19 protein-coding genes are annotated in these 24,658 nt (G+C 73.7%); 14 read left to right on the top strand and 5 right to left on the bottom strand.

Features of this window, described 5'->3' with window-relative positions:
* Positions 1–254 precede the first annotated feature (254 nt).
* Genes CRP29_RS19460 through CRP29_RS19435 form a run of 6 tightly spaced genes read left to right on the top strand, consistent with a single transcriptional unit; the run spans position 255 to position 3,992 of the window.
* The gene (locus CRP29_RS19460; RefSeq protein ID WP_097196707.1) at positions 255–1,385 is read left to right on the top strand and encodes a protein-glutamate methylesterase/protein-glutamine glutaminase; all 1,131 of its coding nucleotides are present in this window, start codon (positions 255–257) and stop codon (positions 1,383–1,385) included.
* On the top strand, positions 1,382–2,206 hold the full coding sequence (locus tag CRP29_RS19455; RefSeq protein ID WP_097196706.1) for a CheR family methyltransferase: 825 nt from the start codon (positions 1,382–1,384) through the stop codon (positions 2,204–2,206). Before CRP29_RS19460 ends, CRP29_RS19455 begins: the two co-directional genes overlap by 4 nt.
* Positions 2,206–2,598, top strand: coding sequence for a response regulator (locus CRP29_RS19450; RefSeq protein ID WP_097196818.1), 393 nt, complete (start codon positions 2,206–2,208; stop codon positions 2,596–2,598). Before CRP29_RS19455 ends, CRP29_RS19450 begins: the two co-directional genes overlap by 1 nt.
* On the top strand, positions 2,595–3,110 hold the full coding sequence (locus tag CRP29_RS19445) for a chemotaxis protein CheX (RefSeq protein ID WP_097196705.1): 516 nt from the start codon (positions 2,595–2,597) through the stop codon (positions 3,108–3,110). The genes CRP29_RS19450 and CRP29_RS19445 overlap by 4 nt, the downstream gene beginning before the upstream one ends.
* Positions 3,111–3,144: 34 nt before the next feature.
* Positions 3,145–3,507, top strand: coding sequence for a response regulator (locus CRP29_RS19440; protein WP_097196704.1), 363 nt, complete (start codon positions 3,145–3,147; stop codon positions 3,505–3,507).
* Complete coding sequence (locus CRP29_RS19435; protein ID WP_097196703.1) at positions 3,504–3,992, top strand: hypothetical protein; 489 nt, start codon at positions 3,504–3,506, stop codon at positions 3,990–3,992. Before CRP29_RS19440 ends, CRP29_RS19435 begins: the two co-directional genes overlap by 4 nt.
* Before the next feature lie 192 nt (positions 3,993–4,184).
* On the opposite strand, the gene CRP29_RS19430 is transcribed toward CRP29_RS19435, so the two are convergent.
* On the bottom strand, positions 4,185–4,643 hold the full coding sequence (locus CRP29_RS19430; protein WP_097196702.1) for an ATP-binding protein: 459 nt from the start codon (positions 4,641–4,643) through the stop codon (positions 4,185–4,187).
* A 184-nt stretch (positions 4,644–4,827) separates the two neighbouring features.
* Here CRP29_RS19430 and CRP29_RS19425 point away from each other — a divergent pair, with 184 nt between their 5' ends.
* The 3 genes from CRP29_RS19425 (at position 4,828) to CRP29_RS19415 (ending at position 8,952) form a co-directional block, all read left to right on the top strand.
* Positions 4,828–6,555 (top strand): SpoIIE family protein phosphatase, encoded by a 1,728-nt coding sequence (locus CRP29_RS19425; protein ID WP_176523056.1) that lies wholly within the window; start codon positions 4,828–4,830, stop codon positions 6,553–6,555.
* Between the two features lie 110 nt (positions 6,556–6,665).
* Positions 6,666–8,135: an HNH endonuclease signature motif containing protein gene (locus CRP29_RS19420; RefSeq protein WP_097196700.1), complete on the top strand. Its 1,470-nt coding sequence runs from the start codon at positions 6,666–6,668 to the stop codon at positions 8,133–8,135.
* Positions 8,136–8,352: 217 nt separating this feature from the next.
* Positions 8,353–8,952 (top strand): hypothetical protein, encoded by a 600-nt coding sequence (locus CRP29_RS19415; RefSeq protein WP_097196699.1) that lies wholly within the window; start codon positions 8,353–8,355, stop codon positions 8,950–8,952.
* A gap of 70 nt (positions 8,953–9,022) precedes the next feature.
* Here CRP29_RS19415 and CRP29_RS19410 read toward each other — a convergent pair whose 3' ends face one another.
* Genes CRP29_RS19410 through CRP29_RS19400 form a run of 3 tightly spaced genes read right to left on the bottom strand, consistent with a single transcriptional unit; the run spans position 9,023 to position 11,757 of the window.
* Positions 9,023–10,216, bottom strand: coding sequence for an ATP-binding protein (locus CRP29_RS19410; RefSeq protein ID WP_097196817.1), 1,194 nt, complete (start codon positions 10,214–10,216; stop codon positions 9,023–9,025).
* A 54-nt stretch (positions 10,217–10,270) separates the two neighbouring features.
* Positions 10,271–10,759 carry a GNAT family N-acetyltransferase gene (locus tag CRP29_RS19405; protein WP_141437178.1) on the bottom strand — a complete coding sequence of 163 codons (489 nt, stop codon included), beginning with the start codon at positions 10,757–10,759 and terminating at the stop codon, positions 10,271–10,273.
* A 14-nt stretch (positions 10,760–10,773) separates the two neighbouring features.
* Positions 10,774–11,757: a hypothetical protein gene (locus CRP29_RS19400; protein WP_097196697.1), complete on the bottom strand. Its 984-nt coding sequence runs from the start codon at positions 11,755–11,757 to the stop codon at positions 10,774–10,776.
* 209 nt (positions 11,758–11,966) lie between these two features.
* Here CRP29_RS19400 and CRP29_RS19395 point away from each other — a divergent pair, with 209 nt between their 5' ends.
* The 5 genes from CRP29_RS19395 (at position 11,967) to CRP29_RS19375 (ending at position 22,395) form a co-directional block, all read left to right on the top strand.
* Positions 11,967–12,338 carry a phage holin family protein gene (locus CRP29_RS19395; RefSeq protein ID WP_217991676.1) on the top strand — a complete coding sequence of 124 codons (372 nt, stop codon included), beginning with the start codon at positions 11,967–11,969 and terminating at the stop codon, positions 12,336–12,338.
* A gap of 48 nt (positions 12,339–12,386) precedes the next feature.
* Complete coding sequence (locus CRP29_RS19390) at positions 12,387–17,315, top strand: NAD-glutamate dehydrogenase (RefSeq protein WP_176523055.1); 4,929 nt, start codon at positions 12,387–12,389, stop codon at positions 17,313–17,315.
* A 96-nt stretch (positions 17,316–17,411) separates the two neighbouring features.
* On the top strand, positions 17,412–19,259 hold the full coding sequence (locus CRP29_RS19385; RefSeq protein ID WP_097196695.1) for a glycoside hydrolase family 15 protein: 1,848 nt from the start codon (positions 17,412–17,414) through the stop codon (positions 19,257–19,259).
* Positions 19,252–20,631, top strand: coding sequence for a glucose-6-phosphate dehydrogenase (locus CRP29_RS19380; RefSeq protein WP_245853091.1), 1,380 nt, complete (start codon positions 19,252–19,254; stop codon positions 20,629–20,631). The genes CRP29_RS19385 and CRP29_RS19380 overlap by 8 nt, the downstream gene beginning before the upstream one ends.
* A gap of 90 nt (positions 20,632–20,721) precedes the next feature.
* The gene (locus tag CRP29_RS19375) at positions 20,722–22,395 is read left to right on the top strand and encodes a DEAD/DEAH box helicase (protein ID WP_097196694.1); all 1,674 of its coding nucleotides are present in this window, start codon (positions 20,722–20,724) and stop codon (positions 22,393–22,395) included.
* Positions 22,396–22,398: 3 nt separating this feature from the next.
* Here the strand turns inward: CRP29_RS19375 and CRP29_RS19370 are convergent, their stop codons facing one another.
* Entirely contained in the window at positions 22,399–24,531 is a 2,133-nt protein-coding gene (locus CRP29_RS19370) for a SpoIIE family protein phosphatase (RefSeq protein WP_245853088.1), read from the bottom strand.
* Positions 24,532–24,658: the final 127 nt, after the last annotated feature.

The raw sequence follows: 24,658 nt of genomic DNA, 5'->3' as shown, positions 1-24,658 counted from the left end.
GATGTCGACAAGGCCCCGAAATGCTTTTCCGTCCGCCATTCGGACGGTGACCGCGAATTGCGTAACGGTTGGGTCCGTCGCCTTTTCTTCCGCCTTGTTGCCGCCGATGCTCATGGTGCGGATGTGACGACGGGAGAGCCCCGGAAAGCACCGCTGAGGCACGACCGGTCCCGCTCAAGAAGCCGGGAAACGGTGCCGATACAGCAGTGATCAGTCCTGTCGGGCTGCACCGGCAGGAATCCAGGAGGACGCACGTGAACCCGATCCGGGTGATGGTGGTCGACGACTCGGTCGTCGTCCGCAAGATCGTGACCGACGTGCTGTCCGAGGACCCCGGCATCGAGGTCGTGGGTACCGCCGTCAACGGCAAGGTCGCCGTGAGCAAGCTCGAGCAGCTCAAGCCCGACCTGATCACGATGGACATCGAGATGCCGGAGATGAACGGCATCGAGGCGGTCCGCGCGATCCGCGGCGCCCGCAACCGCGTCCCGATCATCATGTTCAGCACGCTCACCGAGCGCGGCGCGACCGCGACCCTCGACGCGCTGTCCTCCGGTGCCAACGACTACGTCACCAAGCCGGCGAACGTCGGCAGCGTCGCGCAGTCGATGGAGAGCGTGCGCGAGCAGCTCATCCCCAAGATCAAGGCGCTGACCGGCCGCCCCGCCGCCCCCGTCCGGCCGACCGCCCGGATCGCTCCCCCTCCCCCGGCCGCGCCGCGCACCGGCCCCGGCAAGAAGCCCGCGGTCCTGGTCATCGGCTCCTCCACCGGCGGCCCCGAGGCCCTGGCCAAGTTGCTGCCGCAGCTGCCGGCGTCCCTGCCCGTGCCGATCCTGCTCGTCCAGCACATGCCGCCGGTGTTCACCCGCCAGTTCGCCCAGCGACTCGACCGGCTCTGCGCGCTGCGCGTCGTGGAGGCCACCGACGGCGTCCCGCTGCAGCCGGGCACCGTGCACCTGGCCCCCGGCGACCACCACCTCGTCGTCCGGCCCGGTCGCGGCACCCACACCACCGGGCTGCACCAGGGCCCGCCGGAGAACTTCTGCCGTCCCGCCGTCGACCCGCTGTTCCGCTCGGCCGTGGCCGCCTACGACGGCGCGGTGCTCGGCGTCGTCCTGACCGGCATGGGGTCCGACGGCCGCAACGGCGCCGGCGAGATCCGTGCCGCCGGCGGCACGGTGCTGGCCCAGGACCAGGCCACCTCGGTCGTCTGGGGCATGCCCGGAGCGGTGGCCCAGGCCGGCCTCGCCGACGAGATCCTGCCGCTCGACCGGGTCGCCGAGGCGATCCAGCGCCACCTGTCGGGGGTGCCGGCCGTCCGGCTCGCCTCCCCCACCACCGCACCGGCTCCCGGCCGCGCCGTCCTGTTCGGAGGGAACCGATGACACTCACCACGACGAGCTTCGACTGGGTGCGCCACCTGGTGCACAAGGAGAGCGCGATCGTCCTGCAGCCCGGCAAGGAGTACCTCGTCGAGGCGCGCCTGCTGCCGATCGCCCGGCAGGCCGGCCTCACCGACGTCTCCTCGTTCGTCGAGACCGTGCGGAACCGCCCCGACGCCGACAGCACCCGCCGGATCGTCGAGGCCCTCACCACCAACGAGACCTCGTGGTTCCGCGACGGCGACCCCTTCACCGCGCTCACCTCGACGGTCCTGCCGTCGCTGCTCGGCGCACGCGGCCCCAACGAGCGGCTGCAGATCTGGTCGGCGGCCTGCTCCAGCGGGCAGGAGTCCTACACGATCGCCATGCTGCTCGAGGACGCGCTGCCCAATGCCGCGTCGCGGGTGTCGATCACCGCGACCGACATCTCCCGGGAGATGGTGGAGCGCACCCGGGCCGGCCGGTTCAGCCAGCTCGAGGTCAACCGCGGCCTGCCCGCCCCCATGCTGGTCCGCCACTTCACGCGGGCCGGCAGCGAGTGGGAGGTCGCGCCCGCGCTGCGGCGCATGGTGACGGCGAGCCAGTGCAACCTGGCGGCACCGCTGCCCCGGATGGGCCCGTTCGACGTCGTCTACCTGCGCAACGTGCTCATCTACTTCGACCTGCCCACCAAGCAGGCGATCCTCCGCCGGGTCCGCGACCTCATGCGCCCCGACGGCTGGCTGTTCCTCGGCGCGGCTGAGACCACGCTCGGGGTGGACGACTCCTGGGAGCGGGTCGTCGTCGGCCGCAGCTCCGCCTACCGCCCGTTGAAGGGGAAGTGATGCGTGCTCTGGTGATCGACGATTCGCGCGCGATGCGCCGGATCGTCTCGGGAATCCTGGAGGGGCTCGGCTACGAGACCCAGCAGGCCGGCCACGGCCGCGAGGGCCTCGACGTCCTCGACGGGCTGGCCGCCGACCAGCTCCCCGACCTGGTCTGCGTGGACTGGAACATGCCGGTCATGGACGGGCTGCAGTTCGTCTCGGCCGTCCGCTCGAACCCGGCCTGGCGCTCGATGACGATCATGATGGTCACCTCCGAGAGCGAGCACACGCAGATCGTGCGGGCCCTGGCCGCCGGCGCCCACGAGTACGTCATCAAGCCGTTCACCGCCGACGCGATCCGCGACAAGCTCGCGCTGCTCGGCCTGCTCCCCCAGGAGGCCGTCCTGTGACCGTCATCGACAACGGCGAGCGCCGCCGCGGCAGCGATGCCCGGCCGGTCATCTCCGACCTGATCGACGAGGCGACCGTCGAGTCGATCGCCCAGGAGGCGTGGATCTCCCTGGTCGGCGAGGACGAGGTTCTCGTCCCGCTGCCCGGGGAGCCCGTGACCGACCCGGTCTCCAGCTGGGTCGACGTCGTCGGCCCGTGGACGGGGAGCGTCGTCCTGACCACCGGCCGCCGCACCGCCGAGGAGCTCACCCGGGCGCTGCTCCGGGAGCACTCCCCCGAGGTGCTCGAGGACGAGGACGTCGTCGACGCCTTCGGCGAGATCGCCAACGTCGTCGGCGGCAACGTCAAGGCCGCGCTGCCCGGCTCCTCCGGCCTGAGCCTGCCCGACGTGGGCGAGGCCCCGGCCCTCCGCAACCCCGCCGACCTCTGCCGCATCGAGCTGCAGTGGCGCGGCGAGCCGCTCTCCATCTCCGTGCAGGGGGCGCTCCCGGCGCTCCCCGCCGTCTCCTGACCCGCACCTACTGCCGAGAGAACGAGGTACCGCTGTGAAGATCCTGATCGCCGACGACAGCCGCGTCATGCGGCAGATCGTCATTCGCACGCTGCGGCAGGCCGGCTTCGACGACCACGACATCGTCGAGGCCGAGGACGGCGCCGACGCCTACGCCAAGGTCGGTTCCGAGAAGCCCGACCTGGTGCTGTCGGACTGGAACATGCCGAACATGACCGGGATCGAGTGCCTCCAGGCGCTGCGCTCGGCCGGCTCCGCCGTCCCCTTCGGCTTCGTGACCTCGGAGGGCTCCCCCGAGATGCGCGAGAAGGCCGCCAACGCCGGCGCGCTGTTCCTCATCGCCAAGCCGTTCAACGAGGACACCTTCGCCGAAGCGCTCAGCGGGGTGATCGCATGAGCACCGGCACGATCCCCCTGCCGGCCGCCAAGGACGTCCGCGACATGCTCACCGGCCTGGTGGGCAAGCCCGTGAACGTCACGCCCGGCGACCCGGTGACGCCGGCCCCCGAGCGGCCGGTGGCCGTGGCCGTCTACGTCGACCCCGGCATGAACGTCAACGCCCTGTGCCTCATGGACCTGGGCGCGTCGGCCTACACCGGCGGTGCACTGGCCCTGCTGCCCCCCGGCGGCTGCCAGGACGCCGTCGAGGAGGACGGCGAGCTGACCGGCATGCAGGTCGAGGCGCTGCACGAGGTGGTCAACGTCCTCGCGGCGCTGTTCAACACCCAGGGCGCGCCCCACTCGAAGCTGCACAAGCTCTACGCGCCGGGCGAGGAGATCCCCGGCGACCTGGCTGGCATGCTCGCGGCCTTCAACCGGGTCGACCTGGCCATCGACATCCCCACCTACGGCAAGGGCGCTCTCAGCCTGGTCCTGCCATAACGATGACACCGCGGTCCTCCCGACCGCACCGCGGCCACGTGCCGTCCCCCCGCTGAGGGGAGCGCGTCCGTCGTCCCTGCGCGAGACCCTCCGGGCCTCACTCGGGACGACAGGGCAAGGCAGTGGTCACGGCACAGACGCCCCGGGGCGGCGCCGGAACTCGCGTTCCCGCCGCCCCGGGCGCTGTGCTTCTCAGGCGGGGACGGAGGCGTGGTCCTCGACGCTGGGCAGGCAGGCCCACACGTGCTTGGCCCCGGTGTCGACGTACCAGCCGTGCTCGACCGCCAGCCGCGCGACCAGCTGCAGCCCCATGCCGCCGTAGGCGGGATCGCGGTCGACCACCGGCGCCGGCATCGCGTGGGGCGCGCGGTCGCTGACGTCCAGCAGCCATCCGCCGGAGCCCGCGATCACCGTCGCGACGACCGGGGTCTCGCCGTGCCGAAGCGCGTTCGAGGCGAGCTCGTCGAAGGCCAGCACGAGCTCCTCGCTGGAGGAGTCCTCGGCGTCGGGCGGGTAGCCGGCGTTCCCCAGCCGGCTCCGCAGCGCGGCGCGCGCGGCGGGCAGTTCCGCCAGCGCGACCAGGTGCCAGCGCCACACCTCACCGCGGCCGTCCGGCAGCGGTCGTAGCGGCCAGGCCAGTCGACGCGCCATGCCTCCCCCTCGTTCGCCCTCTGTTGGACTACTCGGGGGATGCCCCCGGAGACGGGCCGGAAACCGTCCGGCCCCGGGCAGCTGCTCCCGCACCGCCGTGCTTCTGGTCACGAGGGGTGATTTCCGCGCCTTCGTCGTCCTCGTCCCGGCTGTGCGGCCCGCGCCATGCGGCACAGTGGTCGCCGTGACCCCGGAGGACTCGGCCCAGCTACCGGGCGACCTGCTGCTGCAGGCCGTCGAGGGCATGCTCCGGCCGTTGTTCGTCCTCGACCAGGAGTGGCGGTTCCGCTACGTCAATCCGGCCGGCGCCGAGGTGCTCGACCGGACGGTCGAGGAACTGCTCGGCCGGAACATCTGGGCGGAGTTCCCGGAGGCCGTCGGGAGCCCGTTCGAGGCGCTCTACCGCGAGGTGCGCCGGACCGGCGGGACGGGTGGCACGGAGGCCTGGTTCGCGCCGCTGGGCAAGTGGTTCCGCGCCGACGCCTTCCTCACGCCGGCGGGGCTCGTCGTCACCTACGACGACGTCACCGAGCAGCACCGCATCGGTGAGGAGCGCGCCGCCGCGGTCGACGCGCGCGAGCAGGCCGGCCGGCACCTGATGCTGCTGGGTGACATCAACCTGGCGATGACCTCGACGATCGACACCGACGAGGCGGTGCAGCGGTTCGCCGAGCTGGTCGTGCCGCAGCTCGCCGACTGGTGCATCGTCAGCGTCGTCGACGCCGACGGGACGCGCCGGGACGTCGGCCGTGCGCACAGCGACCCGGCGATGGTGCCCGCCATGCACCGGTACGCGGACCTGCGCGTGGCGTCCAACGCCCGGACCGCGCCGGTGCCGGTCATGCTCCGCGACCCCAGGCCGGTCGTCCTCCCGGAGATCACCGAGGAGATCGTGCGGTCGATGGTCCCGGGCGAGGAGGCCCGCGCGGCGTTGGCCCCGCTCGCGCCGGGTGCGGCCGCCGCCTTCCCCCTGGTCGCGCGGGGCGAGGTCATCGGCGGCGTCACGCTGGTGAACGGGCGCGAGCGCGGCGCGCACACCCCGGTCGAGCTGCGGACGGCGGAGATCGCCTCCCGGCGCGCGGCGCTCGCGCTCGACAACGCCCGGTTGGCCGCCGCCCAGCAGCAGGTGGCGGAGCGGCTGCAGATGAGCCTGCTCTCGCCTCCGGTGCAGCCGGACTCCCTCGAGCTGGCCGTGCGGTACCGGCCGGCGACCCAGGGGATCGCCATCGGTGGCGACTGGTACGACGCCTTCCTGCAGCCCGACGGCGACACGGTCCTCGTGATCGGCGACGTCATGGGCCACGACATCGAGGCCGCGGCCGCGATGGGACAGGTGAAGACGCTGGTGCGGGGCATCGGCTACGACCGCCTGGACTCCCCCGCCGGGCTGCTCCGGCGGGTCGACCACGCGATGGTGGGCCTGGACGTGCCCGCGATGGCCACGGCGCTGGTCGCCCGGATCGAGCTCGCTGCCGACGAGGACGGCCGGCCGGCCCTCCGGCTCCGCTGGGCGACCGCCGGGCACCCCGACCCGCTCCTGCTGCTCGAGGACGGCACGGTGCTCGACCTCTCGGCGCCGATCGGTCCCCCGGTGGGCATCGGCTGGCTGGGCCCCCGCACCGACGAGGTGAGCCCCCTGCCGGAGGGCAGCACCCTGCTGCTGTTCACCGACGGGCTGTTCGAGCGGCGCGCCATGCTCCTGGACGAGGGACGCGACCTGCTGCGCGAGCTGGTCGCCCGGTCGGCGGGGCTCCCGCTCGACGAGCTCTGCGACCGGCTGCTGACCGAGATGCTCGGCCCCGATGTCGAGGACGACGTCGCCGTCCTGGCCGTGCGGGTGCACCCGCTGGGCGTGGAGCGCCCGGCCGAGGCCGGCCCCGAGCTGCTGCCGGCGGGGCTGCCGACCCCCTGATGTCCCGGTGTCGTCCCTCTTCACCGGACCGACGGCGACGGTCGAGATCACGAGCCGGAAGGGCTGGTCAGGCCCCCGAAAGTGTCAGAGGTGGCCCGTAGCTTCGTGGTGTGCAGACGCTGGCGGGGACCTCCGTGGTGGAGGGGGTGGTGGTCGACTGGGTGAGTGCGCACCCGGAGGCGCACCTGGACCTGCCTGCTGACTGGCTCGACGGCGAGCAGGTCGCTGCGGAGCTGGGCCGGATCGAGCGGGACCGCGCGCGGCAGACCGCGCGGGAGGCGCAGCTGATCCTGCGGCTCGCGGAGCTGCGGCCGGATACGGACGACCCGGCGCCCGGCACGCCGGGTGCGCGTCGGCGGAGCTGGCGGAAGACCGCTCCGGAGTTCGCCGGGGTCAGTGAGTTCTTCGTCGACGAGGTGGCGCACGCGCTCAACCTGGGTCGGGGGACGGCGGCGTTCCGGGCGCGGCGGGCGTTCACCTGGCGGGACAACCTGCCGGCCACGTTCGCGGCGCTGCGCCGGGGCGCGGTCGACGAGCGCCGGGCCGGGGTGCTGGCCGACGCCCTGCAGGGGGCTGCCCCGGAGCTGGCGCGGGCGGTAGAGGTGGTGCTCCTGCCCGAGGCGGGGGAGCTGTCGCTGTCCCGCCTGTGTGCGCGAGCCCTCGAGCTGCTCGCCGAGCTGGACGCCTCGGCGGTGGAGGAGCGGCGGGCCGAGGCTCAGCGTGCCGCCGACGTGCGCGTCCACCCGACGGCGGACGGGATGGCGGCGCTGACCGCCGACATGAGCGCGGAGGATGCGGCGGCCTGCCACGCGGTGATCGACCAGCTGGCCGCGATGGCGAAGGCCGACGGTGACGAGCGGCCGATCGGGCAGATCCGGTCGGCGATCCATTCGATGCTCGTCCTCCGTCCCGCCGACCACGGCCTGGGCGGGGTGTCGGTGCAGCTGACCGTGACCGCCGCGCTCGACGGGCTCGACGGGGCCAGCGACCGGGGCGGCGAGGTCGCGGGGTTCGCGATCACCGCTGCGCACCTGCGTGAGCTGCTGCGCCGGGTCGAGGCGATCGGGCTGACCGCACCGGCCGGTGGGTCGCTCACCTTCGCGCTCACCGACCAGCGCGGGCAACTGCTGGCCACGGTGAGCGGTGCAGAGCTCGGGCGGCTCGCCGCGAAGGGCTGCCCTCAGCACCCAGACACGGGCTGCGAGTGCTCGGTGCTCGGCATGCCGGCCGACGCCGACAGCTACGAGCCCCGAGCGGCCCAGCAGCGGTTCGTGACGACGCGGGACCGGCGGTGCCGGATGCCGAACTGCGGTCAGCGGGTCGGTTGGGCCGACCTCGACCACGTGGTCGCGCACGCCGACGGCGGGCGGACGTCGTGCACGAACCTCTGCTGCGCCTGCCGCTCCCACCACCGGCTGAAGACCTTCGCCCACGGCTGGCGGTTCCGCATGGATCCCGACGGCACCCTGCACGTCACCAGCCCGTCGGGCGTCACGAGGACCACCCGACCCCCGGGCCTCCGACCACCGGAACCGCCACCCTCACCGCCGGACCCCGCGGACGACCCGCCGCCCTTCTGATGCCCTTCCCGGCAACGTTCGCCCTGAAGGCGGCTTCAGGGACAGTTCAAAGCCCCCGCCTTCGCGCGTCACCGATAGGGATGCGCCACTTCCAGAAGCTCATCGATGAAGGCGCCGAGTGGTGGGCCGCTCTGGGAGACCCGACTGCGCACCGACGCGCCCTTTCAGTGCCAGTGCCGCAGTAGGGGATGCTGCGGCGGTGTCAGCGAGGTCGTGGGTGCTGCCGGCCTTCCCGAAGAGCGTTCGAGCAGAGGCAGTTAACGTTGCCGACGCTCTGCCTCGTGCGACTCTCGAGCCAGCGGGGCAGTTCGACGTCGAGGTCGCCGGTGAGCGACTTGTCATCCCCGACCGCATCTACCCGGTTGAGGTTCCCGACCGGTACGAAAGCTGGTCCGCGACTCAGCGGCTCATTGCTGACTGCCTCTACACCCGCCACCACGACGGCAGGGTCCGAGAACGCAGGGCCCGGCTCATCGTGGAGGACCTCTCGCCCTGGGTCGTGCCTTTCGTCGTGCACCTCGTGGGCGAGTACGTCCTCGAGATTGTCCTTGCGATCGACGAGCGCCTTACTCACATCAGCACGGCCGGTTCAGCGCAGCAGCGGGCGTACGGCACCTTTGCGGCGGCGAATCCTAGGTTCCTTGAGCTGACGACAGCGCGCGTCATCAGCTACTGGGACTGCTACTACCGCCGGCAGTTCCCGGCCCTGGTCGACTACCCGCCGCATCGTCTGATCACAGCCATCAAGAAAGCCGGAGGCGCGGCTGTAGACGCCACCGCCGGAAACGCAGAGAGGGCAACTCCAGACTGTCCCTAAGTGGGCCGCTCAGGGACGCCCCACGCCACTGCGGTACGCATCGGTACGGCGCCGTCGGGGGTTGATGGGGTCAGTCCGGGTGGCGCAGCAGGTAGCGGCCGAAGTGCGGCACGGTGAACGCGATCTGGCCGCGCTCGGCCGAGTACACGAGCCCCTTCTTGATCAAGGAGTCGCGCGCAGGGGAGAGGGACGCGGGCTTGCGGCCCAGGGAGACGGCGACCTCCGACGTCGCGACGGCCGCGCCCTGCGGGCCACCCAGCTCGGCCATCGCGTGCATGTACTCGCGCTCCGCGGGCGTGGCGCGGTCGTAGCGCGAGCCGAAGAACCCGACCGCCAGCTCGGTCTCGGCGACCGGGGCGGCCATGGCGACGTCGTCGGCGGTGATGGGGGAGGCGGCGGCGACGTCCCAGGTGACCTTGCCGTAGGCCTGCACGAAGTAGGGGTAGCCGTCGGCCGCCTCGTAGAGCGCGTCGAGGGCGCCCGGGGCGAACTCCACCCCCTCGCGCTCGGCGGGGGCGATCAGCGCGCGGTCGGCGGCGTCGCGCTCCAGCCGGTCGATGCGCAGGTAGCGGAACAGCCGCTCGGAGTAGCTCTTCGACGCGCTCAGCACGGCCGGCAGGTGCGGGAGCCCCGCGCCGACGACGATCAGCGGCGCGCCCTGCTGGGAGAGCTCGTGGCAGGCGGCGCAGATCGCCGAGACGTCGTCGGGCTGCACGTCCTGCATCTCGTCGATGAACAGCGCGATCCCGCTGCCGATGTCGGCGGCCACCCCGGCGGCGTCGCTGAGCAGCTCCACCAGGTCGATCTCCATGTCGCCGGAGTCGGCCCGGCCGGTTGCGGCGGGGACGTCGATGCCCGGCTGCCAGCGGTCCCGGACCTTGGCGTCGGCCGGCGCGACCCGCTGGGCGAACGCCTTCACGACGCCGAGCACCTCGGCCACCGACTCCTGGTCGCCGTGCCGCGGACCCAGCTCGCGCAGCGCCATGTGCAGCGCGGAGGAGACCGGCCGGCGCAGCGACTGGTCCGGGCGGGCCTCGATCTTGCCCGTGCCCCAGCCGCGCGAGATCGCCGCGGACCGGAGCTGGTTGAGCAGCACCGTCTTGCCGACGCCGCGCAGCCCGGTCAGCACCAGCGAGCGCTCGGGTCGGCCGTGCGCGATCCGCTCGAGCACCACGTCGAAGGCCGACAGCTCGGCGTCGCGACCGGCCAGTTCCGGAGGACGCTGGCCCGCGCCCGGGGCGTAGGGGTTCCGCACGGGATCCATGTCGAGCACGGTATGCCGTCGTCTAGCCCGATCCCTAGACATCGGTAGAACCGTCTAGCGCGTGTCGGGCTCCCGGGGCGGGGCGGCGTCTCGGAGGCGGAGATAGCACAGCCGACCGTCTGTGGTCGACGCGAGGCCCTTGTGCTCGTACCACCGGCGGGCGAGCTCGTCACGGGGGTGCGCCGCGAGCAGCCGAGTGCCCGCCCTTTCGCGAACCTCGATCGCCCTGCGCACGGCGTCGATCAGCATGAGGTCTCCCAACCCGCTCCGTTGGTGCGCCTGGTCGACGGCCAGGCGACCCAGGAGAACCATGGGAATGTCAGCCGAGAGGCCGCCTCGCGCTCGTGACGGCAATGATCGGGGGCTGGTCGAGCCCACCACCAAGGCGCTGTAGGCGAGGACTCGATGGTGTTCGTCGGCCACGACGAACACCCGGGCCGTGTCCCGTTCCTGGGCCGTGTGGGCCTGGCCCAGCCAGCGCGTCAGTTCCGGCGCTCCGCAGTCGAACGACGAGATGTCGTGGTTCGCGCCGAGCGGGGTCACCTGCGGCGGTTGGCTCACAGGAGTTCGCGGAAGCGGGACGGCCGCACCGGCTGGTCCAGATCTGCGAGCAGGTCGTCGAAGGCGGCGTCGGTGAGGACCACGCGAGGGTCGAGAGCTGTCGGGGCCGCGATCGGGATCAACGACATCGTCGCGGAGCCCTCCGGTGCCCTCAGTGCCAGGACGACGTCGTCTCCGTCCTGCTCCAACGACTCGACGATGGCGTCCTCGAAGACCTGCTCCACCTCGCCGAGCGGGACGACGACGCCTCCCACGACGACCGTGGGCTCGGTCTCCATCCGCAGCTGGTGGCGGTCACCCACCGCGACAGCGGCACGCAACCGGCCCACGTCCTCCCCGGCAAAGCGGACCTGTCCAGTCGTCCAGTGACCGCGCACCGTCTCACCCCGGAGCAGGCGTCGGCCTCTCAGCAGTTCCTTGATGAGGTCCTCTCCGAGGTGCTCCGGAACGATGATGTCGCGGCCGCTCAGCACTGACATGTCAGCAAGGAGCCGCAGGAGTCGGAGTAGCGAGGCGTCCACGGCCAGCCCGCCCGAGGCGGGGAAGCGCTCGGGTGCCAATTGCCCGTCCGGCATGACGAGTGCGAGAGCGCCCGTCGCCGCTGCATGCAGTACCTCGGCGTCGGCTGCCGCCTGCGTCGCGGACCGTCCTGCTGGAGCGAACTCCAGGTGGACCGACAGCTTCATCGACCGCGGATCCATCGTCAGGTCTGCCGTCAGAGCCCGGTCGCGTTCCGAGTACAGGTGCACCACGTCGTCGACCCGCAGTCGCCGCAGGAAGCGAAGACGCGCCGTCGCCACCGGCGCATCGCCGTGGACGGCCGCCAGGCCCAGCTCGAGGTCCGTGTCCTCGATGGCGGCGTGCGTGAGGGCCATGTCGATGGCTGCACCCACCGGGCTCGCCGGACTTCGCGCGGTCCAACCGACCAACGGGTCGTCGTCGTCGGGCGTGACGAGGTCGAGGCCGTCGACGATGGTCATGCACCCATCATGGCCGCTGCGGCCTGCCGCGTGGCGCCTGTTCCACACCCAGGCCCCGTTCGGGCGATGTACCGATGCTGCCTCACGCGACGTCCTCAGCGCGCCGGCCCACGGTGGGCGTCGTATGTCGATGTCTAGCGATGACTTTAGACAACGGAAGACGTGCTCAGAAAGCTCTCGGAGGGCGCTGGACCGCTAGCGTCGCGCCCGTGATCAAGTTCCTGCTCAAGGTGGTCATCCTCGGAGCGGTCTTCTACGGGCTGACCTACTTCGAGGTGCTCCCCGGCCTCGACGTCGACCCGAACCCGGACGGGCCGCTCGGCGAGTACGGCACCTACCTGTGGATCGGGCTGATCTTCGGCGTGGTCAACGCGATCGTGGGCCCGGTCCTGCGGCTGCTCTCGCTGCCGTTCGTGCTGCTGACGCTGGGCCTGTTCCTGCTGGTCATCAACGCAGCCCTGCTCGGGCTGACCGCGGCGATCAGCGACCGGCTCGCCGTCGACGGCTTCGGCACCGCGGTGATCGGCGGCCTGATCCTGGCCATCGCCGGGTGGGCGGCCGACCAGGTCCTGGACCGCTGACCCCGCGTCGCCGGGCCGGGGCACTCCGGGCGCAGTAGCGTCCGGGACATGGCGAGCACTCCCGGCTCCCTGACCGAGCTGGCCGCCCTGGAGGCGGCCCGCGAGGAGAAGCGGCGCCTGCTCGAGGAGGCCGCCCGGACGGCCGTCGACGAGCTCGGTCCGGACGCGGCGTACCCCGCGGGCTGCACCGCCGACGACGTCCCGGCGCTGCTGCGCCGCTACTACTGGAGCGAACCCTCGGCCGAGGTGCTCGGCCGTGCGCCGCGCGAGCTCGCCGGCCTGGCGCTGGGCCACGTGGCGGCCGCCCGGACCCGGCCCGCCGGCGCGGCGCTGGTGGACGTCGTCCGGTCCCCCGACGGCGTGGCCGTCCTGCGGCTGGCGACCGACGACATGCCGTTCCTCGTCGACTCCGTCACCGCCGAGGTCGTCCGCCAGGGCGTCGCGATCGCGCACGTGGTGCACCCGGTGCTCGTGGTCCGCCGCGACCTGCGCGGCCGGCTGCTCGCCTTCTGCGACAGCGCCACCCCGGAGGGGTGCGGCCCCGACGCCCTCGCCGAGTCGTGGATGGCGGTGGTCCTCGACGGGCCGCTGGACGACGAGGCGCAGGACGACCTCGTCGTCGGTCTGCGCACGGTCCTCGACGACGTCCGCGCCGTGGACGAGGACAGCGCGCGGCTGCACGCCCGGCTGCTGGAGCTCGCGGCCGCGCTCGAGGGCCTCGCTCCCGGCGAGGTCGCCGATCCCGCGGACGACCCGGTGGAGGCGGCGGCACTGCTGCGCTGGCTGGCCGACGGCAACGTCGTCCTGCTGGGTGCCCGCGACGTCGACCTCCCGGCGGCGGGGGAGAAGACCTCGGCCGCGCGGCCCGTGCCCGGCAGCGGGCTCGGCGTGCTGCGCAGCGATCCCGACCGGAACGCCGCCTCCCCGACGCCGGAGGCGGCCCAGGTGCCCGACCGGCGACTGCTCACCGTGACCAAGGCCGACGCCCGCTCACCGGTGCACCGCCGCGCCTGGCTCGACCTGGTCGCCGTCACGCTCCCGGGCGCGGGCGGCCGGCGGCAGCACCGGTTCGTCGGGCTCTTCCCGTCGACGGCGTACACCGCCAGCGTGCTCGACGTCCCCCTGGTGCGGCGTCGCGTCGCCGAGGTCATCGCCCGCGCCGGTGTGCCCGCCGACAGCCACACCGGCAAGGAGCTGCTGGAGGTCCTGGAGACCTATCCGCGCGACGAGCTGCTCCAGCTCGGCGCCGACGAGCTGCTCCCGGTGGCCGACGCCGTCCTGCACCTGCAGGAGCGCCGCCAGACCCGGCTGTTCCTGCGGCAGGACCCCACCGCCCGGTTCTGGTCGGCGGTCGTCTACCTGCCCCGCGACCGCTACACGACCGAGGTCCGGCTGGCCATGCAGCAGCTGCTGCTCGAGCGCCTCGGCGGCACGAGCGTCGAGTTCACCGCCCGGTCCACCGAGTCGGTCCTGGCCCGGCTGCACTTCGTCGTCCGCCTGCCGGTGAGCCGGCACGGCCGGTCGACCCCGGCCGTCGTCGACGCCGACGCTCTGCAGGCCGAGCTCGCCGCGGCGGCGCGCAGCTGGACCGACGACCTCGCCGACGCGCTCACCGCGCGGCACGGCAGCGAGGGGGAGCGGCTGTTCGCCCGTGTCGCCGACGCCTTCCCGGCGGCCTACCAGGGGGACTTCCCGGCGGAGCGGGCCGTCGACGACCTCGCCCGGCTCGACGGGCTGACCGACGGGCAGCTGGCGCTGCGGCTGTGGACGCCGGCCGGCGCGGGCCCGGGGGAGCGGCGGCTCACGGTCTACCGCGTGGGGGAGCGGCTGCTGCTGTCGGACGTGCTGCCGCTGCTGCAGCACATGGGCGTCTCCGTCGTCGACGAGCGGCCCTACGAGATCGACCGGATCGGCGCCCCGCTGTCGTGGATCTACGACTTCGGGGTCGCCGTGCCCGTCGCGGACCTCCCGCTGCTGCGCTCGCTGCCCGAGCGGTTCACCGACGCGCTCGACGCGGTGTGGCGCGGCGAGGCCGAGGACGACGGTCTGGGCGCGCTGGTGCTGCTCGCCGGGCTGAACTGGCGGCAGGTCGGCGTTGTCCGGGCCTACGTGCAGTGGCTGCGCCAGGCCGGGCTGCCGTTCAGCCAGGCCTACGTCGAGTCGACGCTGGCCGACCACCCCGACGTCGTGTCCCGGCTGGTGGCCCTCTTCGAGGCGCGCTTCTCCCCGCGGGTGGCCGGGGGGCGGGAGGAGCGGCAGGCGGTGCTCGCCGAGTCGCTCCGGCAGTCGATCGGCGAGGTCGCCTCGCTCGACGCCGACCGGGTGCTCTCCTCGCTGCTGGCCGCGATCACCGCCACCCAGCGGACGACGTACTACGCGATGTCCGCCCCGCCGCACCCCGTGCTGGCGCTCAAGCTGGACCCGGCGTCGGTGCCCGACCTGCCCGAACCCCGGCCGGCGCGGGAGGTCTGGGTCAGCTCGCCGCGGGTCATGGGCATCCACCTGCGGTTCGGCGCGGTCGCCCGCGGCGGGCTGCGCTGGTCCGACCGGCGCGAGGACCTGCGCACCGAGGTCCTGGGCCTGGTCAAGGCGCAGATGGTGAAGAACACCGTCATCGTGCCGACCGGCGCGAAGGGCGGCTTCGTGGTGAAGCGGCCGCCGGCGGACCCGTCCCGCGAGGCGCAGCTCGCCGAGGGGCAGGCCTGCTACCGGATCTTCATCGGGGCGCTGCTCTCGCTCACCGACAACCTGTCCGACGGTGCCGTCGTCCCCGCCGAGCGCGTCGTCCGGCACGACGGCGACGACACCTACCTGGTGGTCGCCGCCGACAAGGGGACGGCGACCTTCTCCGACCTGGCCAACTCCGTCGCCCTCGAGCGCGGCTACTGGCTGGGCGACGCCTTCGCCTCCGGGGGCTCGGTGGGCTACGACCACAAGGCGATGGGCATCACCGCCCGCGGCGCGTGGGAGTCGGTCACCCGGCACTTCCGCGAGCTCGACGTCGACGTCCAGCGGCAGGAGTTCACCGTCGTCGGCATCGGTGACATGTCCGGCGACGTCTTCGGCAACGGGATGCTGCTGTCCGAGCACATCCGGCTCGTCGCCGCCTTCGACCACCGGCACGTCTTCGTCGACCCCGCGCCGGACGCGGCGTCGTCCTTCGCCGAGCGGCAGCGGCTGTTCGCGCTCCCGCGCTCTTCCTGGGCCGACTACGACCCGGGCCTGATCAGCCCCGGTGGCGGGGTGTGGCCCCGGACGGCGAAGTCGGTGCCGGTGTCCGCGCAGATGCGCGCCGCGCTCGGGCTGGACGGCGCCGTCGGCGCGCTCAGCCCGGAGGCGCTGATCCGCGCGATCCTGCTGGCGCCGGTCGACCTGCTGTTCAACGGCGGCATCGGCACGTACGTGAAGGCGGCGGGGGAGAGCGCCGCCGACGTGGGGGACAAGGCGAACGACGCCGTCCGGGTCGACGGCGGGCAGCTGCGCGCCCGGGTCGTGGGGGAGGGCGGCAACCTCGGGCTCACCCAGCGCGGCCGGATCGAGTACGCGCTGGCCGGTGGGCGGGTGAACACCGACGCCATCGACAACTCCGCCGGCGTCGACACCTCCGACCACGAGGTCAACATCAAGATCGCGCTGAACGCGGTGGTGGACGCCGGGAAGCTGGACGCCGAGGGCCGCGCCGCGCTGCTGCAGGAGATGACGGACGACGTCGCCGCCGCCGTCCTCACCGACAACTACGCCCAGAACGCCACGCTCGCCGGCGAGATCAGCTCGGCGCGCAGCCTGCTCGACGCGCACGAGCGGTTCATGGCGGCGCTGGTGCGCAGCGGGCGGCTGGTCCGCAGCGTCGAGGCGCTGCCCGACGACCGGCAGCTGGCCGAGCGGCGCCGGGACGGCCAGCGGCTCACCGGCCCGGAGCTCTCCGTGCTGCTCGCCTACGCCAAGCTCGACACCGACGCCGCGGTGCTCGACTCCTCGCTGCCCGACGACCCCGCCTTAGGGCACCTGCTCGCCGACTACTTCCCCGCCGCGCTGCGCGAGCGGTTCCCCGACGCGATCGACGGGCATCCGCTGCGTCGCGAGATCGTCGCGACGGCCCTGACCAACCGGTCGGTCAACGTCGCCGGGGTGACCGGGCTCTACCGGCTGGCGGAGGAGACCGGCGTGCCCCCGGCGGCGGTCGTCCGGGCGCACGCGGTCGCCCGCGCCGTCCTCGACGTCGACCGGCTGTGGGACGCCCCGCGGACGCTGGACAACCGGGTGCCGGCCGCCGTCCAGGGAGAGCTGCGCGAGGAGGCGACCCGGCTGGCCGAGCGCGGAGCGCGCTGGCTGCTGCGGCAGCGCGACGTCACCGCCGAGCCGGCCGCCCCGCTCGGGACCGTGACGGAACGGTTCGGGCCTCCGGTGGCGGCCGTCCGGGCCGGGCTGCCCGGCTGGCTGCTGGGTGCGGAGGCCGACGCGTTCGCCGCGCGGGCCGCGCGGCTGCGGGACGCCGGGGTGCCGGACGAGCTCGCGGCGGAGGTGGCCGCAGCGCCACTCCTGCCGGCGGCGCTCGACCTGGCGGTGGTCGTGGAGCGCACCGGGGCGCCGGTGCAGCTGGCCGGGAGGGTGCTGCAGTGCCTGGCCGAGCGGCTGGGGCTGGTGCCGCTCCGCGAGCTGATCACCGCGCTGCCGCGCGACCGGCGGTGGCCCTCGATGGCGCGGGCGTCGCTCCGCGACGACCTCGCGCTCGAACAGGCCTCGCTCACCGAGGACGTGCTGAGCCTGCGCGTCGGCGACGACGACGATCCGCGCGCCCTGGTGGCGGGCTGGGTGGAGGGCTGGGACGCCGCCCAGTCGCGGGCCGCGGCCCAGCTGGCCGACATCGCCGGCGGGGACCGGCAGGACCTGGCCGAGCTGCTGGTGGCCGTGCGCACCCTGCGCGGCCTGCGCCGGCGCCGCGAGGCCCGCCGCATCCCCCGCCCGGCCGCGACGTAGCTCCCGGCGTCACGCGACCGTCATGCCCTCGGACGGTTCCCCGGTCCGCGGGCCGGGAACCCCGTCGGTGACCTGTTGCCGAACCGAGGACATCCCTTGCCGCTGCGCCCCCTCGTCCGCACGGACGGATACCTGCCCATCGAGGACCACGGACTCATCGGGGACGGGGCGACCAGTGCGCTGGTGGGGCGGGACGGGCGCATCCCCTGGCTCTGCCTGCCGCACTTCGACAGCCGCCCGTTCCTCGCCGGCCTGCTCGACGCCGAGCGCGGCGGCAGCTTCGACGTGACGCCGGTCGGGCTGCAGGCCTCGGCCCAGCACTACCTGCCCGACACCGCGGTCCTGGTGAGCGACCTGCAGGGGCCCGACGGGCGCCTCGAGCTGACCGACTGCATGACCCTGCGTTCGGGTGCCGACCTCGGCGAGCAGGTACCGGCCGGCCGCGGCGAGCTGCTGCGGCTGGCGCGAGCGGTGTCGGGGACGGTCGAGGTCGACGTCCGCCTGACGCCGCTCGACGGCGTGCACGTCCGCCGGGAGCTCGGCTCCTGGCGGATGCAGTGGCCCGCGCACCCGGAGCTGGAGCTGTACCTGTGGTGCTCGCACGAGATCGGCGTGGGCCGCGACGGCAGCATCGGGGGCCGGGTCCGGCTGCGCGAGGGCGAGCTGCTCACCGTCACCCTGCACTGGTCGGGGCAGACGCACACCCGCGCCCGGACCGCGCCCGGGCGGCTCGTGGACCAGACCGCGGCGGCCTGGCGGGACTGGGCCGAGCACATCGACTACGCCGGACCGCAGCGCGAGCTCGTCCGCCGGTCGGCACTGACGCTGAAGCTGCTCGACCACGCCGCCACCGGCGCGATCATGGCGGCGGCCACGTCGTCGCTGCCCGAGGAGATCGGCGGCGTCCGCAACTGGGACTACCGCTACACGTGGGTGCGCGACGCCGCCTTCGCCACCTACGCCCTGCGCCGGATCGGCATGCGGGAGGAGGCCGACTCCTTCCTGGCCTGGACGCTGCGCAACGTCGAGCGCGACGAACGGACGAGCATCGTCTACACCCTGGACGGGCACCGGCCGGGGCTGGAGTGGGAGGACCTCGCCCTCTCCGGCTACCGCGGCTCCGGGCCCGTGCGCTGGGGGAACGGCGCGGCCCGGCAGATCCAGCACGACGTCTACGGCGAGCTGCTGGACGTCGCCTACCAGTGGGTGCGTGCCGGGGGAGAGGTGGGCGAGCCGCTCTGGCGGGCGTTGAGCGCGCTCACCGAGCAGGCGATCAGCAACTGGCGGACGCCGGACAACGGCATCTGGGAGATCCGCGACGCCGGCCGCCCGTTCACCTACTCGGTGGCGATGTGCCACGTCGCCGTCGACCGGGCGGTGCAGATCGCCGAGCGGTGCGGGCTCCCGCATCCGGGGGAGCGGTGGCGCCGGGAGGCCGACCGGATCCGGGCGACGCTGCTCGAGGAGGCCTGGGACGCCGAGCGCGGCACCTTCACCGAGCACCTGGCTCCGTCGGGGGAGCGCAACCGCGGTGGCCTGGACGGCTCGCTGCTCACCCTTCCGTTGCGCCGGCTGGTGGCGGCCGACGACCCGCGGATGGTGGCCACCACCGAGGCGGTGCGCCGGCACCTCGACGCCGGGGACGGGCTGCTCTACCGCTACCTGCACGCCGACTCGCCGGACGGCCTGCCGGGGGCGGAGGGCGCGTTCCTCCTGTGCAGCTTCTGGCTGGTGGACAACCTCACCGGACAGGGCCGGCTGGACGAGGCCCATGCGCTGTACGACTCGCTGTGCGGCCGGGCGAACGAGCTCGGCCTGCTGGCCGAGGAGGTCGACCCCTCGACGGGCGCGTTCCTCGGCAACTTCCCGCAGGCCTTCAGCCACGTCGGGGTGATCGCCAGCGGGTGGAACCTGGCGCGCGCCGAGGCGGCCCGGAATGGGTGAGGAGCTCGTGAAGCGGTCCTTCGTCGTCCTCGGGGGGAGTGGTGACCTCACCGGCCGGCTGCTCCTCCCGGGGCTGGCCGAGCTGTTCGACGCCGGCGTGCTGGACGAGGAGGTCGACGTCCTCGCGATCAGCCGGGAGGACTGGGACGACGACGCGTACCGGGACTGGGCGCGCCGCCGGCTGGACGCCCACGCGCCGCACGTCCCCGCGGGCACCCGGGCCCGCGTCCTCGGCCGGCTGAGCTACCTGCGCGGGAACGTCACCGACCCCGCGGACCTCCGCCGGGGGCTGGATCGGCTCGACGACCCCCCGGTGGTCTACCTGGCGCTGCCGAACACCGTCTTCCGGCCGACCCTCGAGGCGCTGGCCGAGGTCGGTCTCCCCGACGGCGGCATCATCGCGGTGGAGAAGCCGTTCGGCGGGGACGGCGCCGACGCGCGGGAGCTCAACCGCATCCTGCGCCGGCTCGCGCCCGAGGACGCGGTGTTCCGCATCGATCACTTCCTTGCCAAGCAGACGGTGCTCAACGTCCTGGGCCTGCGCTTCGCCAACCGGCTGTTCGAGCCGGTGTGGAACGCCGGCCACGTGGAGAGCGTGGAGATCGCCTTCGACGAGACGCTGGGACTGGAGGGTCGGGCCGGCTACTACGACACGGCGGGCGCGCTGCGCGACATGCTGCAGAACCACCTGTTGCAGCTGCTCGCGCTGGTGGGGATGGAGCCGCCGCTCACCGTCGACGCGGCCGGTCTCGCGGCCCGCAAGGGCGACATGCTGCGTGCGGTCCGTCCGCCGGCCGACCCGGCAGCCGGCAGCGTCCGGGCGCGGTACACCGCCGGCACGGTGGGGGAGCGACGGCTGCCGGACTACGCCGCCGAGGAGGGGGTGGACCCGGGCCGGGGGACCGAGACCTACGCGGAGGTCACCGTGACGGTGGACAACTGGCGCTGGTCCGGGGTGCCGTTCCGCCTGCGCAGCGGCAAGGCGCTGGGGGCCGACCGGCGGGAGATCGTCGTCCGGTTCAAGCCCGTCCCGCACCTGGCCTTCACCGACGAGGACCCCGAGCCCGACGTGCTCCGCATGCGCCTGGATCCCGACGGCATCGCGCTGGAGGTCAACCTCAACGGGGCGGGGGACCCCTTCGACCTGGAGCGGCGGGTCCTGGACATGGCCCTGCCCCCGGCGGGGCTGTCGGCCTACGGACTGCTGCTGCGGGAGATGCTGGCGGGCGACGCCGCGCTGTCGATCAGCGCCGTCGAGGCCGAGGAGTCGTGGCGGATCGTCGAGCCGATCCTCGCGGCCTGGCAGGCCGGGGAGGTCCCGCTCCGGGAGTACCCGGCCGGCTCCGACGGGCCTGGTCCGAGGACCGTATGACGACGTCTGGGGACGTCTAGCCGTGTCGCTAGAGAAGCGTAGAGGGGGTCAGAGGGTGGGCGCCCGTGCGGGCAGGGACCATGGACGGCGATGAACACCGATCAGGACGGCCCCACCTTCGCCGAGCTCGGCCTGCGCCCCGAGCTCCTCCAGGCGCTCACCACCCTCGGCTACGAGGAGCCCACGCCCATCCAGCTGGAGGCGATCCCGCTGGTGATCGAGGGCCGCGACCTGCTCGGCCAGGCCGCGACGGGCACCGGCAAGACCGCGGCCTTCTCGCTGCCGGTGCTGGAGCACCTGGAGGCGCACCGCGCCGGGCGCTCGCCGATCGCGCTCGTGCTGGTGCCCACCCGCGAGCTGGCCGTCCAGGTGTCCGAGGCGTTCCACCGCTACGGCAAGGACCTCGGCGCACGGGTGCTGCCGGTCTACGGCGGCGCCCCGATCGTCCGGCAGCTCCGCTCGCTCGAGGCGGGCGTCGACGTCGTCGTCGCGACGCCCGGCCGCGCGCTGGACCTGCTGAACCGGGGGAGCCTGCGGCTGGACGAGATCGCCACCGTCGTGCTCGACGAGGCCGACGAGATGCTCGACATGGGCTTCGCGGAGGACCTCGACGCCATCCTCGACGCCACCCCCGAGCAGCGCCAGACCGTGCTGTTCTCCGCCACCATGCCGCGCCGGCTCGACGCGCTGGCCCGGCGGCACCTGCGCGACCCGGCCCGCATCACCATCGCCAAGGAGCAGGCCCCCGCCGGCGAGGCGCCGCGGGTGCGGCAGACCGCCTACGTCGTCCCCCGCGCGGCCAAGCCGGCGGCGCTGGGCCGGATCCTCGACATCGAGGCCCCGACGGCGGCGATCGTGTTCTGCCGCACGCGCGAGGAGGTCGACACCCTCACCGAGACGCTCAACGGCCGCGGCTACCGCGCCGAGCCGCTGCACGGGGGCATGAGCCAGGAGCAGCGGGACAAGGTCATGGGCCGGCTGCGCAGCGGGACGGCGGACCTGCTCGTCGCCACCGACGTCGCCGCCCGCGGCCTGGACATCGAGCAGCTGACCCACGTCGTCAACTACGACGTCCCCTCCGCGCCGGAGTCCTACGTGCACCGCATCGGCCGGGTCGGCCGGGCCGGGCGCGAGGGCGTCGCGATCACCCTCGCCGAGCCGCGCGAGCACCGGCAGCTCAAGACCATCGAGAAGGTTGCCGGCGCGACGATCTCGGTGCAGACGGTCCCCACGGTCGCGGACCTCCGGGCCCGGCGGCTGGACCTCACCCGCGCCGCGCTCCGCGAGAGCCTGCTCGGCGACGAGCTCGACCGCTTCCGGGTCGTCGTCGAGACCCTCGCCGACGAGTTCGACCTGATGGAGGTGGCGCTGGCCGCGGTCAAGCTGGCGCACGAGGCCGTCGGCGGGACCGACGACGACGAGGAGATCCCGCAGGTCGGCTTCCGCACCGACCGGGACGCGGGGCGCGGCCCCGCGGGGCAGGGGAGCGGGCGCGGCGAGCGGCCGGCCCGGCGCGCCCCGGGCGGGCCGACGGCGCGGTTGTTCGTCGGCCTGGGTCGGGAGGCCGGCATCCGTCCCGGCGACCTGGTCGGCGCGATCACGGGGGAGACTGAGCTCCGGGGCAAGGACATCGGCTCGATCGAGATCCACCAGCGGTTCGCCCTGGTGGAGATCCCCGAGCCCGCGGCCGACGAGGTCGTGCAGGCGCTGCGCGCCACGATGATCAAGGGCCGGAAGGCCACCATCCGGCGCGACCGGGCCTAGCGGTCAGGGCTGGTCGTCGTCCAGGTCCTGGCGGTGCAGCCGGACGGCGACGAGCGCGACGTCGTCGTCCGGACGGCCCTGGACCAGCCGCTCGATCAGCTCGTCCAGCAGGTCGTCCAGGGGCAGCCCGACCAGTTCGACGAGGGCCTGGCGCAGCCGCGCCATGCCGGCGTCGAGGTCGGAGTCGCGCCGCTCGACGAGGCCGTCGGTGTAGAGCAGCACGGTGGAGCCGTGGTCGAGCACGACCACCGACTCCCGCCGGAGGGCGGCGGCGTCGACGCCCAGCATCAGGTCCCCGACCCACGGTGCCAGCTCGGCGACGGTGCCGTCGCGGTGCACGACCATCGGCGGCAGGTGCCCGGCGTTGGCCCACCGCATCCGGGTCAGGCCGCGCCGGCGCTCCGCAGGCGTCTGCTCGAAGCGGGCGACCGCCGCGGTGGCCAGCGTGCCGAGCTGGAGGGTGGACATCGAGGAGTCCAGGCCGCGGAGCACCTCGACCGGTCCGGCGTTGCTGTACGTGGCGATCCCGCGCAGCAGGCTGCGCAGCTGACCCATGGCGGCGGCTGCCTCGGTGTCGTGACCGACGACGTCGCCGATGACGAGCATGGTGTTGCCGTTCTGCTGGAGGAAGGCGTCGTACCAGTCGCCGCCTACGCGGGCCGCCTCGGCGGCGGGCAGGTAGCGCACCGCGATCTCGGCGTGCTCGGGCTCGGGGGGGTCGGTGAGCAGGCTGCGCTGCAGGCCCTCGGCCAGCTGCTGCTGGGCGCTGAACAGTCGCGCGTTGTCCCAGGCGAGCCCGGCGCGGTCGGCGACGTCCTGGGCGATCGCGACGTCCTCGTCGGTGGGGGCGTGGCCCTCGGCGTAGAAGAGGGTGAGCAGGCCGACGGTCCGGCCGCGGGCGCGCAGCGGCAGGGCCACCTCGCTGGAGGGCGCCAGCACCGTGAGCAGATCCCGCGCAGGCCCCGGCGGCAGCACCTCGAGGACGGCGTTGCCGGTGAAGGTGGCGGCCTCGCCGGAGTGCAGCGCACGGGCGACCGGCGCGGTCATCGGCATCGCGTCGAGCCGGACCTCGCGGTAGCGCTCGAGCAGCGGGCGCGCGCTGGGATCGACGTGCCAGCTGCCCACGTCCCGGGGCGCTCCGTCGGCGCCGATGACGGTGACCACGCAGAAGTCGGCCAGGGCCGGGACGACCAGTCGCGGCAGCCGGGCGGTGGCCACCTGGGTGTCCAGGGTGCCGGCGAGCTCGGCGCTCACCTGGGCGAGCGTGGCCAGCTGGCGGGCCCAGCGCTCGGCCCGCTCCTCGGCCGCCCGGCGCTCGGTGACCTCCAGGAAGTAGACGGACAGGCCGTCGGGGGTCGGCCAGGCGCGCAGTTCGTACCAGCCGTCCAGCGGGGCGGGGTAGTAGGCGTCGAAGGAGACGGGTTCGCCGCTGCTGACCGCCTCGCGGTAGCTCGACTCGAAGACGCCGGCCACGGTGGCGGGGAACGCGTCCCAGAGGACCTCGCCGAGCAGTTCGTCGCGGCCGTGCCCCAGGAGGCGCTCCGCCTCGGCGTTCACGTGGCTGAACCGCCACTCGCGGTCCAGGGAGTAGAAGCCGGCCGGCATGGCCTCGAGGACGCGGGTGACCCGCGTCGCCGCCTCGCGTTCGCCGGTGGTGTCGTAGGCGGCGCCGATCAGCCGCTCGGTCCGGCCGTCCGCTCCGGGGAGGCACCGGCCCCGGGCGTGGATCCAGCGGGTCTCCCCGCCCGGGAGCACGATCCGGTACTCCACGTCGTACTCGCCGCAGGTGTCGGTGCTGGCCTGCAGGGCGTCGGCGTGCCAGCCCATGTCGTCGGGGTGCACCCGCGCGTTGAAGGCCGCGAGCGACTCGTCGAAGGAATCCGGACCGGAGTAGCCGAACATCCGCTGGAGCTGCTCGTCCCACAGCAGCGTGCCCGTGGCCGGTTCCCAGTCGAACGTCCCGACCTCACCGGCGTCCTTGGCGAGCTCCCAGCGCAGCCGCTCGTTCTCGTAGCGCTTCTGCAGGGCGACGAGCTGCTCGGCGAGCGAGGTGGGCTCGACGTCGGCATCGGGGCACGTCTCGACCTCCGGCCGCCCGCCTTCAGCGGCGGTCGCCCGGTCCGGGGGTGAGTCCACGAGGAGCCTTTCTGCCCGGGGGCGACCCGGTCCGTGCGGCGGTGGCCACGTTGCTGGAGCCGCGCGCCGTACCCGGAACGTTATGTCACGCCCTCCGTGGGGGACGCAACCATCCCCGGACGGGCGG

Source organism: Blastococcus aggregatus (assembly GCF_900221005.1).
Lineage (GTDB): Bacteria > Actinomycetota > Actinomycetes > Mycobacteriales > Geodermatophilaceae > Blastococcus > Blastococcus aggregatus.
Note: the sequence above shows the minus strand (reverse complement) of the source record. Positions and strands in the feature narration are given on the sequence as shown.

Bases quoted from the DNA above. Each gene is read 5' to 3' on its own strand.
- CRP29_RS19455 (WP_097196706.1), top strand. From the start codon at position 1,382: ATGACACTCACCACGACGAGCTTCGACTGGGTGCGCCACCTGGTGCAC.
- CRP29_RS19450 (WP_097196818.1), top strand. From the start codon at position 2,206: ATGCGTGCTCTGGTGATCGACGATTCGCGCGCGATGCGCCGGATCGTC.
- CRP29_RS19435 (WP_097196703.1), top strand. From the start codon at position 3,504: ATGAGCACCGGCACGATCCCCCTGCCGGCCGCCAAGGACGTCCGCGAC.
- CRP29_RS19430 (WP_097196702.1), bottom strand. From the start codon at position 4,643: ATGGCGCGTCGACTGGCCTGGCCGCTACGACCGCTGCCGGACGGCCGC.
- CRP29_RS19410 (WP_097196817.1), bottom strand. From the start codon at position 10,216: ATGGATCCCGTGCGGAACCCCTACGCCCCGGGCGCGGGCCAGCGTCCT.
- CRP29_RS19400 (WP_097196697.1), bottom strand. From the start codon at position 11,757: ATGACCATCGTCGACGGCCTCGACCTCGTCACGCCCGACGACGACGAC.
- CRP29_RS19390 (WP_176523055.1), top strand. From the start codon at position 12,387: ATGGCGAGCACTCCCGGCTCCCTGACCGAGCTGGCCGCCCTGGAGGCG.
- CRP29_RS19380 (WP_245853091.1), top strand. From the start codon at position 19,252: ATGGGTGAGGAGCTCGTGAAGCGGTCCTTCGTCGTCCTCGGGGGGAGT.
- CRP29_RS19375 (WP_097196694.1), top strand. From the start codon at position 20,722: ATGAACACCGATCAGGACGGCCCCACCTTCGCCGAGCTCGGCCTGCGC.